The organism is Corynebacterium sp. MSK008, assembly GCF_030232585.1.
GTDB lineage: Bacteria > Actinomycetota > Actinomycetes > Mycobacteriales > Mycobacteriaceae > Corynebacterium.
The window spans coordinates 1-11332 of record NZ_JASPJX010000020.1 but is presented as its reverse complement, the minus strand read 5'-3'; the positions used below and the strand labels follow the sequence as shown (position 1 = coordinate 11332).

The window sequence follows — 11332 nt, the reverse complement described above, 5'->3', positions numbered from 1 at the left end:
GTTACTGGCGGTGGCCGCCCCTGCATTTTCCAGGGCCCACCATCAGCAAGCGTTACACCACACTAAGGGACGCAACCCATTGAGGCAGCGACCAGTCGACCACCGAGCTTCCGGTTTCGTTCTGCATCTTTGGTGTATCGACTCGGAAGACTTTCCCACGCTTCGATGAGGTTTTCTCGAACTCGCAGATCGAATCCCACAGTCGTATCCGCATACCAGCTTTCGCCGTATGTCTTCTGTAGGTACTCCACTATCGCGTTGCGGAGTGCCACTTCGATGTAGGCGATCTCGTGGAAGATGGCAGCACTCAGTCGCCGATCCAGCTCGTAGAGAGCGAGAGCTTTGGATTCATCTTGGTAGGTGGCAGATAGATATGGCTTGAGCCTGTCCTCTGAAATCCAGACTTTGGCAACCTGTTGCATGAGATCCCCCGCAGTTGTATTTCTCACGTGCTCAACTATGATAGGCGCTGTAATCCCCTCCCGTAGTGGTCCCCCGTTTTAACGGCATGGCTGTGGAGGGGTTTCTTTATTACAACCGCTCGGCGATGGCTGCCAGCGCTTCGCGGGTGCCGATCTCACCGGGCAGCCAGGGCAGATCGACGCGGGGGACGTCGGGAAGTTTCGCGTTCAGCAGCTCAAGCGCGTCGTCTTCCACGGCGCGGCGGGCGGCCATGAACTCGCTGGCGTCGTCAGGGCTGCGGCGGTTGATCACCAACGAGCCGACGCGGATGCGGTTGGACGTGAGGTCGTCGTAAAGCTCGATGCTCTCGAGGACCGGGAGGCGCTCCGCGGTGAGCACGATGTGGAAGCAGCAGGCCGCGGGGTCGGTGAGGATGTCGCGCAGGCGCTCGAACTTGCGGCGGCGGCGCAGCAAGGTGGCGCGGATTTCCTGGTTGCGGCGCTCCACGGGGTCGTCGATAGTCCCGCCCAAGCCGCGCACCGCGCGCGAGAATTTGTCGGACTGCTCGCGCCGCTGCATCAGGCCGCCGGTGTACGCGGCCATGAGCTCCGGCAGCGCGAGCAGGCGGGAGGTGTGGCCGGAGGGTGCGGTGTCGAAGATAATGTGGTCGAAGCCTTGACTGACGACGAGCTCCGCCACCGCCTCAAGCATCGCCGCCTCATGCATGCCGGGCGAGTGCCGCGCCAGGTCCAGGTGGCGGCGGATCTCGGGGTGCATGCGCTCCGGCATCATCGCGCGCATGGAGCGCTCCACCTCCGCGAGGTGGCGCTCGGTGGTGGCGGCGGGGTCGAGCTCCACCACGTCGAGGTTGGGCTCGAGGCGTGTGGGGTCGTCGGAAAGCTGCGCGTCCCAGATGTGGCCCAGGTTGTGCGCCGGGTCGGTGGACACCAGAAGCACGCGCTTATCCGCCTCGGCGAGCCGCACCGCGCAGGCGGCGGAGACGGTGGTTTTGCCCACCCCGCCCTTGCCGCCGAAGAACATCACGGGCGCGGGCGCTAGCAGCATCGCACGCCGTCCAACGGGGAGCGTTCCATGCCCATGCGGGTGTGCCAGGCGTGGAATTCGTCGTAAAGCAAAGGCATCAGTTCGAGGGTGTAGAAGCTTGCGGGGTTGGGGATGCCGAGCGTTTCCGAGGCGACGAGGAGGGTGAACAGGTCGTCCTCCTCGCGCGCGGCGCGGGCGAATTCGCGGCGGTACGGAGCTTTGTAGAACTCGTCTAAGCCGCGGGCAATTGCTTTAAGACGTTCGCGCATCCGCCAATTCACCCGGAATCGTCTCATCGTCGCGCCAGGTCACAGCCGGTTCTTTGCGCGCCTTCGAAATCGCCGTGAACGCCTCCACGATGACCCAGATGGCGCAGCAGATGATGATCACGTCCAGGACCAACAGCAGCCAGTTGCCTGCCTCGAGGAACGTGCGCACCTGCAGCACCGCCGCCCACAGCGACATGGCGGTGACGAACACCAGCGGGATCAGCACCGGCCAGGTCGGGCGGCGCAGCTGCGTCAGAATGATCACGACGACAGATAGCGTCAGGCCCGCCATGAGCTGGTTGGTGGTGCCGAACAGCGGCCAGATCAGCATGCCGCCGGAGCCGTCCAGGCCCATCGAGAACGTCAGGCCCAGCGCGCAGCCCACAGCGATGATGGTGGCCACCAGGCCGGAGAGCTTCACGCCCGCCAGCTCCGCCATCTCGGAGACCACGAGGCGCTGCAGGCGGATGCCAGAGTCCATCGTGGTGGCGGCGAAGAGCACGGCCATGGTGGCCAGGATGGTGGCGGACAGGGAGGTGGGGATGCCCAGGCCTTCGTTCATGAGGTCGCCGCCGCCCTTGATAAAGGCGTTGACGCCGCCAGCGTTCCACTCGTTGTAGATCTCCTCCCATTTCGCCAGCGACTTGAAGCCGGAAGTGGTGGCCACGATCGTGCCAAGCGCGAGCAGACCCTCGCCGACCGCGCCGAAGTAGCCGACGAAGCGCGCGTCCGTCTCCTTGTCCAGCTGCTTCGACGACGTGCCCGAGGCGACGACGCCGTGGAAGCCGGAGATCGCGCCGCAGGCGATGGTGACGAAGAGCAGCGGGAAGATGCCGGGGGTGCCGGACGGGACGGCGTCGCGAAGCGAGGGCGCCACAACCTCCGGGCGCACGATGAAGAACGAGCCGTACAGGATGGCCAAGCCCACGAAAAGCTGCAGGCCGTTGATGTAATCGCGCGGCTGCAGCAGCACCCACACCGGCAGCAGCGAGGCGATGAACGCGTAGGTGAACAGGAAGATGATCCACCAGCCGCGGTCCGGGATGCCCAGCATCGTCTCCGGCAGCGCGAGCGGGAATTGATCGCCCAGGATCATCAGCCCGTACAGCGCCGCCACACCCACGATGGAGACCAGCGGCAGGTTCCAGTTGAAGCGGTAGATGGCCTGGCCGATCAACAGCGCTACGACGATGGCGCCCCACGTCGGGATCACCGCCGTCGGCGTGGAGATGAGCAGGTTCGAGATGACCACCGCGAACGCCGTGTTCACCATGAGCAGCAGCAGGAAAATCACCACGAGGAACAGGTTGCGCCCGCGCGCGCCGATGTAGCGGCCCGACAGCGTGCCGATCGACTGTCCGCGATGCCTTTGCGACGCCCACAGCGCCCCCAAGTCATGCATCCCCGCAAAGAAAACGGTGCCGAGCGTGACCCACAGAAACGCCGGCACCCAACCCCAAATCACCGCGACAGCCGGGCCGATGATCGGTGCCGCGCCCGCCACGGAGGTGAAGTGGTGGCCCCACAGGACGTACTTGTTCGTGGGGACGAAATCCACGCCGTCTTCCATCGTGTGCGCCGGGGTGGTGTAGGCGTCCGAGAGCTGGTAGACGCGTTTGCCCAGGAATCTGGAGTACAGCAGGTAGCCGGCGGCCATCATCGCCAGGCCGACGAGCACCAGGATGAGCGAGCTCATGGGTCTTCTCCGATCGTGTTGCTGTTCACAATTTCACGCATTATGGCACACGACACTTTCTCGGGGCGCGTTTGACCGGTTTGGGAGGGCGCCAGCATCGAAGGAGGCCGCGCTCATTCCCACAAACCCCTAGTAAGCCCTCCTGAGTATGCCCATTTTTCGGCCTTACTAGGGGTTTGTTGCTAGGGGTCTGCGGAGTCGGGAGAGGGGGGGGGGGCAGGCCCGCCGGCCCGCCGGCCGGGTCCAATACCCGGCAAGAACAACGCGCCTCCTGTAATCTCCGCAGCGGGGTAACTAGTCAAGGGGGGCTAATGAAAGACACACGCAAGAAAGAGCTGCGGGAAAAGCTCGTGGACCTTCGCAGGGTGTCGTCGGTAGACACTGAGACTCACCGGCGCATCAGCGACGGCGAGATGGTGCAGCTGACCAAGTCGATCTACTTCTGCGCCGCGACGTGGAAAAAGCTCAAGGAGTACCAGCGGGCGTTTTTGAAGTGCTACGCAGCAGGGTGCCAAAGCAGACGTGCGGTACTCATCGACTGCTCAGCCGCCAGGCTCAACGGCGTGTGGACCATCGCGCGCAACGAACCAGTCACGCTTGCGGTGCCGAATGGGCGCCCGGCCTCCACCAAAGGCGGCTGGACCGGGTACGAGTACCGTCACCGGCAAATACCGGAAGTCGACATCATCTATGACGGGCCCGTGCGCTACACCAACGCGATCCGCACCGCCGTCGACATTGCCCGTGAACGCGGCGTGCGCGAAGGCGTCATAGCCATAGACAGCGTGCTTTCCGGCCACGGCGACCACCTTTACCAGGAACTACTGCACCAGTTCCGCGCCACCATCGCCCGGCTGGCGGGAACGAAGGGGATCGCCAACGCCCGGAAAGCGCTCCCGCTGGCCAGCAGACTTTCGGATTCGCCCTACGAGTCCCTCCTGCGCCTGATCCTCGATGCCCACGGGGTCCCGTACCGCACCCAGGCGGTGATCGGACGGTACCGGGTTGACTTCCTTATCGGCGACAACCTTGTCGTGGAGGTCGACGGGTGGGAAAAATACGAGGAGGTCCCCCACGATGTACTGCGCAAGCAGCGTGTGCGTGACGACTGGCTCGCCGAGCACGGATACAAAGTCCTGCACTTATACACCAACGACTTCTGGGGCGACGAAGCCGATTTGATCCAACGCATCCGCAACGCGTGGCCAGCCGCCCGGAGATTGCTCCCCGTGCAGGTGAAGCCGAAGGGCTACACACCGATCGGCCCGGGGCGCAGCGTGGCGCTGCCGCCGGACCTGCAGGAGGCCGTCGACATGCTAAGCAGACCCTAGCCCCTCGACTTCCGAATACATTCCGAATATCCTCAGGGACATGACACTCGCAGCAGGAACTCCACCGCATTCCCGCCGCTCCTCTGACCTGAGCAAGCGGTCCGCCGAGGTGTTCGCCGAAGCGGAAAAACACCCGGTCACGGTCACGCGCCGCGACGGGGAGTCGCTGGTGCTCATGTCCGCGCGGGAGGCGCAACGGCGGGCGCAGTTGCTGGAACTCGCGGCGCAACTCATCACCGTGGCAACGGAAGGCGTCGGCAGCCTCGGCGAGCGAATGGCTCGAGCGTTCCCCTGGATGTTGGCGCTGTCGCAGGCAGACAGGGAATCGTGTGCGCAAGAGCTTATCGACGCAGCACGCGCCTCCTTCGCCACCGAACAACCACACCTTGCCCTCGTTGAGTTCACTGCGTGGAAAGAAACCGCCACCGCTGTCGCGGCAGGGCTCGGGCAAGAGGAAACCGACTGGCTTACAGACAGTGAACCGGTGGAGCGCCCCTAGCCATGGCGGCCGGGAGGAAGGGGGAGCTGGTCCCGCGGCCCTCAAAGAAGGTCGAATACGACATCCGCTTCGCCTCGGCTGGGGCGAAGAAGGGGTGGCGCGACCTGGTGGCGACCATGCGGAACCCAATGGCCGACGCATGGGATTTCCTCACTCGTACCCCGACGGCAACCACTTCCACCAATTACCGGCTGAAGGGGGAGCTGGGGACTGTGCAGCGCGGCGGGCAGTCGTTCAAGCGGTGGCAACACAAACCGACGCTGAAAGGTTCAGCGCGGATCTGGTTCTACATCGATGACCGCACGGTCTTCCTCGAGGCTGTGCATACCAGTCACCCGAACGAGACGAAGTAGCCCCTCCCGCCCGCAAACCCCTAGTAACAGAGCCCTAGTATGCGCCTTTTTGGGCCTTAGTAGGGGTTTGTTACTAGGGGTCTAGCGAGAAAGCTCGACGCCTTCGTCGGCGAGGACTTCGAGCAGCCCGCCTATCGACGCCTCCGGCATCCCCCAATCCGTCACCACCACACGTGTCACGCGGGTCTCGCGCAACAGGTCGGCCAGGGCGTCGAGGTTGCGCGGCACCGGGCGGGAATCTGCGGCGCCGTAGACGGCGGCGATGATGGCGGCGCCGAGGTCCTCGATCGAGCGCACCGGGCGCATCACAAAAACAGCGGGCATTAGTTGACCTCCATTTCGCAGAAGGATTCGTAGTGGTCGGCGGTGTAGAACCACTCGTCGACGTGGCCGTCCGCCCCGCCGCCGGTGACGATGCGGCGCGCGCCGCGGTGGTGCACGCCCGGGGTGTCCACGGTGTACTCGCGGTAGTAGTTGCGTGGCTGCTCGGGGAGTATGCGTTCGTAGTTGCCGAAGCGGCGGTCGTCGTTGTCCGGGTGTGGGAAGGGGCCGCCGGCTTCGATGAGGTCGACGGTGTCCCAGGCTTCGTCGGGAAGCGAGCTGCAGGCGGGCAGGCCGGACGCAGGCTCGGCCGGAGGTGGCGTCGATAGGCAACTGCTCAAAAACAGGCACGCGAGCAGGACGGATAGGCGCTTCATGGGCAATATCGTGCCACGCGCTAGAGTGAGCGCCATGGCTAGGGGCAGAATTCCGGATAGCGATATCGAGGCTATCCGTCAGCGCGCGCCGCTCGACGAGATTGTCGGCGAGTACGTGCAGCTCAAACCTGCCGGTCACGACTCGTTGAAGGGCTTGAGCCCGTTCAAGGACGAGCGCACCCCGAGCTTCCACGTCCGTCCCGCGCACGGCTACTACCACTGCTTTTCCACGGGCAAGGGCGGCGACGTGTTCAGCTTCCTCATGGAGATGGAGCAGCTGAGCTTCCCCGAGGCGGTGGAGGCGGTGGCGGATCACATCGGTTACCACATCAATTACCAGGGCGGATCCACGGGCGCTCGCAAGGTGGACCGCGGCACGCGACAGCGGCTTTTGGCGGCGAACAAGGCGGCGCACGAGTTCTTCCGCGAGCAGCTGGAAACCGAAGACGCCGCGCCTGCGCGCGAGATGCTGCTCAAGCGCGGTTTTTCCCGCGAGCTCATCTACGACTTCGAATGCGGCTACGCGCCCTACGCGTGGGACCCGATGACGAAGCACCTGTTGCGCAAGGGCTTTGAGGTGCAAGAGCTTATCGACGCCGGCCTGTCCTCGATGGGCAAACGCGGGCCGATCGATAAATTCCGCGGCCGTTTGATCTGGCCGATCAAGGACACCGCCGGCAACGTCATCGGCTTCGGCGCCCGCAAGCTCTTTGAGGACGACCGCCTGGGCAAGTACATCAACACCCAGGACACGCTGCTGTACCACAAGTCCAAGGTGCTCTTCGGCATTGATAAGGCGAAGAAGAACATCGCGGAGAAGCACCAGACGGTGGTGGTGGAGGGCTACACGGACGTGATGGCGATGCACGCCGCGGGCGTGGATACGGCGGTGGCCACCTGCGGCACCGCGTTCGGCGGCGACCACATGAGTCTGATCCGCCGCCTCATGCTCGACGACAGTTTCTTCCGCGGCGAGCTGATCTACACCTTCGACGGCGACGAGGCCGGCCGCAAGGCCGCGATGCGCGCCTTTGAGACGGACGCGGAGTTCGGCGCGCAGTCCTTCGTCGCGGTCGCCCCGGACGGCATGGACCCCTGCGACCTGCGCCTTGCCCGTGGCGACGGTGCCCTGCGCGACCTCGTCGCATCGCGCGTGCCCGTGTACGAGTTCGTCATCGAGTCGCTTTTGCAGGACTACTCGTTGGATTCCGCCGAGGGGCGCGTGCAAGCCTTACGACGCACCGTGCCCGTCGTCGCCACCATCTCCGACAAAGTCCTCCAACAGGAGTACGCCCGCCGCCTCGCCGGCTGGGTCGGCTGGCCGAACCCGGACGAGGTGCTGGAGCAGGTCCGCGCCGAGGCCAAGAAGCCGAAGAAACAGAAGCGCGCGCCAAAGGATCCGGCGCGCGCCGCTGGCGCCGGTGGCGGCGTCGGCGCGGCCGTCGGCCCGGACAGCTCCGGCGCGCAGTCCGAGATCCTCATCCCGCCACGCCCCGACGACCCGGTGCTGTGGCCCCAGCGCGAAGCCCTGAAGCTGGCCCTGCAGCACCCGGCAGCAGCCGGCAACTACTTCGACGGCATCAACCCGGACGCCTTCACTCACGACGCCTACCACCAGGTCCGCGAGGCCATTACCGCCGCCGGCGGCTGTGCCCGCGCCGGGGCGGAAAACGCGGAAAACCCCGCCGACGCCTCCAACTTCCTTGCCGCGGTAGCCGGGGAGATGCGTGATTACGCAGGCCGCAATTTCGTCTCCGAGCTGGCCGTCGAGCCCATCCATGCCGACGACCTCTACGAGTACGCCGACTCAGTGCTGTCGCGCCTGCAGGAAACGCGGGTGGGCCAGCAGATCGCGCAGCTGAAGTCCCAGTTGCAGCGCATGCGCCCTTCCGACGACGAGGAGGCCTACAACGCGCTGTTTTCGGACCTGGTCGCGCTCGAGCAGGCCCGCCGCGACCTCAACGACCGCGCCTTCCGCAGCAACCGGTAGTGCGCTTCCCGTATCCAACGCCGTGAGTTGATCCGTGCTCTTTCCGAGAAATGAAATGGGTATTCGACTGTCTTTATCGTTGCGGGTCCCCTGTCTTTCTGAGTCGCTACACTGCTTTTGTCGAGAGCTCGAACCAAAATCTTCATGCGCTATTCGTTAGAGTTAGAGGCATGGCGACTAACCCCATCGAACGTTTACAAGCTCGGTCATTCGGCCCTTTCGGTGACCTAGATCTGAACTTTAGTCCCAAGCTCAATGTAATCACGGGAGACAATGGCACCGGGAAAACGCAGCTGCTCAAATTGATGTACTCGCTCTCGAAGACCCTGGAACCGGCGCGGATAGACACACCATCTAAGACGAGCCTCGCAGCGCCTCTCGCGAATAAATTGATTGGAGTTTTTAAACCGGACACTATAGGCCGGCTTGCGAGTAGGGTCCGAGGCCGGAGTAGGGCTTCGATCTCCCTCAAGTATGCTGGCATTCGAGACCCGCTAAAAGTGGAGTTTTCCTCTGCTTCAGACACCCGGGTGGCCGTAAACTCTGTGCCGAACAGGACCTTGGATGACACAGCAGTTTTTTTGCCGTCGCGGGAACTTTTATCCATATATCCAGGGCTAGTGTCGCTCTACGAATCTAGGGAAGTCTCTTTCGATGAAACTTGGCGAGACACCGCTCTGTTGCTGGGTATGACGCCATTGCTCGGCCCCAGAGGAGATCGAGCAAACGATATGTTGGCACCGTTGCTACGCATATTGGAAGGTACCGTTAGTGAAGAGAACGGTAAATTCTATGTTCGGTTGAAAACAGCTACCGGCGGAACTGGAAAAATTGAAGCGCCACTGGTTTCGGAGGGTTATCGAAAACTTGCGATGCTGGTTCGTCTGGTTCAGTCTGGTGCGCTCCTCGATGGCGGGTATCTTTTCTGGGACGAGCCTGAAGCCAACCTGAACCCGCGGACGCAGCGAGCGGTCGCAAAGACTATCCACCTGCTTGCGAAACACGGCACCCAGGTTTTCGTAGCGACTCACAGTGTATTCATACTCCGGGAGCTACGTCTTCTGATCGACGATGACCCCATCGAAACTCAGTACGTCGGATTGGAAAGGACCGAGCCCAGTGTGGAGTCCAAGGCATTGACTGGAGTACGAGGAGTCACTGCATCTAATCAAAACGATCTGCCTGCTCTGATAGCACTGGAGGAAGAAGCTGCGCAAGCGCTTCGCTATTTGAATCGGGACTTCGATGACTCGGAATAGTATTCAAGTTGAGGACATGGTATTAAGCTTTCCAGGTCAATGGGAAGTTGAAGATTTCGACGCTTGGTATGGTTCGGGGGCGAATGCTAAACCCCTTACCAACTCTCCCTTCAAAGCAAAAGATTGTGACGTGCTCGCACTGGCTGAGGGGGACCTGTGGCTAATTGAGGTTAAAGACTACACTTATCCAGGTAAGAAAATCCCTAACGACCTACATGACACGTTTGCTCTGAAGGTCTTCCATACACTCGCTCGGCTTATGTCGGTGGCGCACTTCGGGCAGCATGACAAAAAGAATTTTTGCAGGCGGGCCATCAATGCCAAGGAAATCAGAGTGGCGTTAGCGATCGAATCGCGCGGAGATGATCGAAAATTATTCATCGCCTTGGCTGGTCTGAAAGACCGTCTTGAAAAAGCGTGTAGGCCGATGGGGATTACGAGAGTTACTGTGAGTAACTCTCGAAGCGGAGTAAATAGCGTCGAATGGTCGCAGAAGCGTTCCTCTGAAGCGCGACTTCGGCATTCAGATCGCTGATGATCCCACAAGCCCCACCGTCAACCACCGTTCGAGTGAATTGGCGTACTGTTTGCATCTAACGAAGACCGATGTTTCCCCTCAGGGGGCTGCGACCTTTTCGAGAGATGCGTGACTACGCCGGTCGAATCTTTGTTTCCGAGCTCGCCGTCGAGCTCATTCACGCCGACGTTCTCTACGAGCATGCCGGTACTGGGTTGCCCCGTCTACAGGAAACCCGCGTGGGCCAGATCGCGCAGCTGAAGTCCCAGCTCCAGCGCATGCGGCCCTCGGGAGATGAGGAGGCCTACAACGCGCTGTTCTCCGACCCTATCGCGCTGGAGCGGGCATGCTGTGACCTCAACGGCCGCGCCTTCCGCGGCAGCCAGTGAGGGAGCGCCGCGGCGACCGGTAGTGTGCTGACTCCACGAACCAATGGTGAAGGGCAAATGGTGAATCAGCGCCGATTCACCATGAGGGTTTCACCGTTTGTGAAATTTCAGAGGGCCAGCACGGCCCCGCTCGCCCAAAAACGCCTACTCCTGCTCGGCGGCGAACTCGCGCAGCGCCCACTCGACGGCATCCAGCGGCAGTTCGGCGTCGTAAGCGTCGCGCGCCGCCTTCAACGCCTCGAGGTACTCGCCGTACTCCTCGGCGGTCCAGTCGGAATCCTTAGCCAGCCCGGCCAAACGAGCGCGGTTAGAGCAGATGATCACCGGCTTAGAAGCCTCCCCAGCCTCCTGCTCCCCGGCCAGGAAGTACGCCACGGCGGAAGCGAACTTCGGCGGCAGCCCAGTCGCCACCAAAGCACCGTAAGCGTCAACGGCGCCGACGCCGTCTAAACGACGCACAGCCGCAAGCAACTGAGACGCCTTCCCCTTGGGTCAAGTCCCGTGTAGTGGTGTAGCCGTTTGTGCTTTCGGCTCGGTATGAAGTTGGGGGTTTGGTTAGGCGGTTAGCTGGTGGTGGTCGCCATGATCACCTCCTGTTGGGTGCATGAGGTGTTTGGTGTGTTCGAGTGCGGATAGTGACATGTAGCGTTTTTGTTGGATCCAATCGTCGTGTTGCTCGGCAAGGACGGCGCCAACAAGCCGGATGATCGATTCGCGGTTCGGGAAGATACCCACAACATCGGTGCGCCGGCGGATCTCCCGGTTTAACCGCTCGGTGGGGTTGTTTGACCACACCTTCGTCCAGACCGGTTTCGGCGCTGCGGTAAACGCCAGCACCTCATCGAGTGATTCCTCCAGATACGCCGCAACCTGGGGGAACTTCGG

The 11332-nt window shown here is 62.4% G+C and carries 14 protein-coding genes and 1 pseudogene; 7 read left to right on the top strand and 8 right to left on the bottom strand.

Translation table 11 applies throughout. The features are described from left to right. Positions 1-62: 62 nt before the first annotated feature. The 4 genes from QP996_RS11665 to QP996_RS11650 all read right to left on the bottom strand — a co-directional run bounded on the left by QP996_RS11665 (position 63) and on the right by QP996_RS11650 (position 3411). Positions 63-449, bottom strand: coding sequence for an Abi family protein (locus QP996_RS11665; protein ID WP_284872797.1), 387 nt, complete (start codon positions 447-449; stop codon positions 63-65). An 82-nt stretch (positions 450-531) separates the two neighbouring features. Next, positions 532-1467: an ArsA family ATPase gene (locus QP996_RS11660; RefSeq protein ID WP_284872795.1), complete on the bottom strand. Its 936-nt coding sequence runs from the start codon at positions 1465-1467 to the stop codon at positions 532-534. Then, the gene (locus QP996_RS11655) at positions 1458-1715 is read right to left on the bottom strand and encodes a cory-CC-star protein (RefSeq protein WP_034998339.1); all 258 of its coding nucleotides are present in this window, start codon (positions 1713-1715) and stop codon (positions 1458-1460) included. The genes QP996_RS11660 and QP996_RS11655 overlap by 10 nt, the downstream gene beginning before the upstream one ends. Next, positions 1699-3411, bottom strand: a complete 1713-nt coding sequence (locus QP996_RS11650; RefSeq protein WP_284872794.1) for a carbon starvation CstA family protein — start codon at positions 3409-3411, stop codon at positions 1699-1701. Before QP996_RS11650 ends, QP996_RS11655 begins: the two co-directional genes overlap by 17 nt. A 311-nt stretch (positions 3412-3722) precedes the next feature. On the opposite strand from QP996_RS11650, the gene QP996_RS11645 reads away from it, so the two are divergent. The 3 genes from QP996_RS11645 to QP996_RS11635 are packed head-to-tail and all read left to right on the top strand — an operon-like array spanning position 3723 to position 5594. Further along, entirely contained in the window at positions 3723-4742 is a 1020-nt protein-coding gene (locus QP996_RS11645; RefSeq protein WP_284872793.1) for an endonuclease domain-containing protein, read from the top strand. Positions 4743-4782: 40 nt separating this feature from the next. Beyond that, positions 4783-5241: a prevent-host-death protein gene (locus tag QP996_RS11640; RefSeq protein WP_284872792.1), complete on the top strand. Its 459-nt coding sequence runs from the start codon at positions 4783-4785 to the stop codon at positions 5239-5241. Positions 5242-5243: 2 nt separating this feature from the next. Continuing rightward, positions 5244-5594: a hypothetical protein gene (locus QP996_RS11635; RefSeq protein WP_284872791.1), complete on the top strand. Its 351-nt coding sequence runs from the start codon at positions 5244-5246 to the stop codon at positions 5592-5594. 81 nt (positions 5595-5675) lie between these two features. On the opposite strand, the gene QP996_RS11630 is transcribed toward QP996_RS11635, so the two are convergent. Beyond that, positions 5676-5918 carry a hypothetical protein gene (locus tag QP996_RS11630; protein ID WP_284872790.1) on the bottom strand — a complete coding sequence of 81 codons (243 nt, stop codon included), beginning with the start codon at positions 5916-5918 and terminating at the stop codon, positions 5676-5678. Next, positions 5918-6292 (bottom strand): guanyl-specific ribonuclease, encoded by a 375-nt coding sequence (locus tag QP996_RS11625; RefSeq protein WP_502870236.1) that lies wholly within the window; start codon positions 6290-6292, stop codon positions 5918-5920. Before QP996_RS11625 ends, QP996_RS11630 begins: the two co-directional genes overlap by 1 nt. 34 nt (positions 6293-6326) lie before the next feature. Here QP996_RS11625 and dnaG point away from each other — a divergent pair, with 34 nt between their 5' ends. The 4 genes from dnaG to QP996_RS11605 all read left to right on the top strand — a co-directional run bounded on the left by dnaG (position 6327) and on the right by QP996_RS11605 (position 10447). Further along, a complete protein-coding gene (gene dnaG / locus QP996_RS11620) occupies positions 6327-8282 on the top strand; it encodes a DNA primase (protein ID WP_284872787.1) in 1956 nt (651 codons plus the stop codon). Between the two features lie 170 nt (positions 8283-8452). Then, entirely contained in the window at positions 8453-9541 is a 1089-nt protein-coding gene (locus QP996_RS11615; protein WP_284872785.1) for an AAA family ATPase, read from the top strand. Positions 9542-9557: 16 nt separating this feature from the next. Continuing rightward, on the top strand, positions 9558-10076 hold the full coding sequence (locus QP996_RS11610; RefSeq protein WP_284872784.1) for a hypothetical protein: 519 nt from the start codon (positions 9558-9560) through the stop codon (positions 10074-10076). Positions 10077-10183: 107 nt separating this feature from the next. Continuing rightward, positions 10184-10447 carry a hypothetical protein gene (locus QP996_RS11605; RefSeq protein ID WP_502870235.1) on the top strand — a complete coding sequence of 88 codons (264 nt, stop codon included), beginning with the start codon at positions 10184-10186 and terminating at the stop codon, positions 10445-10447. Between the two features lie 144 nt (positions 10448-10591). Here the strand turns inward: QP996_RS11605 and QP996_RS11600 are convergent. Next, positions 10592-10921 (bottom strand): annotated as a pseudogene (locus tag QP996_RS11600) (8-oxoguanine DNA glycosylase OGG fold protein); the annotation flags it as partial. An 81-nt stretch (positions 10922-11002) separates the two neighbouring features. After that, positions 11003-11332 (bottom strand): transposase (locus tag QP996_RS11595; RefSeq protein WP_284872781.1); only part of this gene is annotated, 330 nt, incomplete at its 5' end.

Bases quoted from the DNA above. Each gene is read 5' to 3' on its own strand.
- QP996_RS11610 (WP_284872784.1), top strand. From the start codon at position 9,558: ATGGTATTAAGCTTTCCAGGTCAATGGGAAGTTGAAGATTTCGACGCT.
- QP996_RS11650 (WP_284872794.1), bottom strand. From the start codon at position 3,411: ATGAGCTCGCTCATCCTGGTGCTCGTCGGCCTGGCGATGATGGCCGCC.
- QP996_RS11635 (WP_284872791.1), top strand. From the start codon at position 5,244: ATGGCGGCCGGGAGGAAGGGGGAGCTGGTCCCGCGGCCCTCAAAGAAG.
- QP996_RS11640 (WP_284872792.1), top strand. From the start codon at position 4,783: ATGACACTCGCAGCAGGAACTCCACCGCATTCCCGCCGCTCCTCTGAC.
- QP996_RS11660 (WP_284872795.1), bottom strand. From the start codon at position 1,467: ATGCTGCTAGCGCCCGCGCCCGTGATGTTCTTCGGCGGCAAGGGCGGG.
- QP996_RS11655 (WP_034998339.1), bottom strand. From the start codon at position 1,715: ATGCGCGAACGTCTTAAAGCAATTGCCCGCGGCTTAGACGAGTTCTAC.
- dnaG (WP_284872787.1), top strand. From the start codon at position 6,327: ATGGCTAGGGGCAGAATTCCGGATAGCGATATCGAGGCTATCCGTCAG.
- QP996_RS11605 (WP_502870235.1), top strand. From the start codon at position 10,184: ATGCGTGACTACGCCGGTCGAATCTTTGTTTCCGAGCTCGCCGTCGAG.
- QP996_RS11625 (WP_502870236.1), bottom strand. From the start codon at position 6,292: ATGAAGCGCCTATCCGTCCTGCTCGCGTGCCTGTTTTTGAGCAGTTGC.
- QP996_RS11615 (WP_284872785.1), top strand. From the start codon at position 8,453: ATGGCGACTAACCCCATCGAACGTTTACAAGCTCGGTCATTCGGCCCT.
- QP996_RS11630 (WP_284872790.1), bottom strand. From the start codon at position 5,918: ATGCCCGCTGTTTTTGTGATGCGCCCGGTGCGCTCGATCGAGGACCTC.
- QP996_RS11645 (WP_284872793.1), top strand. From the start codon at position 3,723: ATGAAAGACACACGCAAGAAAGAGCTGCGGGAAAAGCTCGTGGACCTT.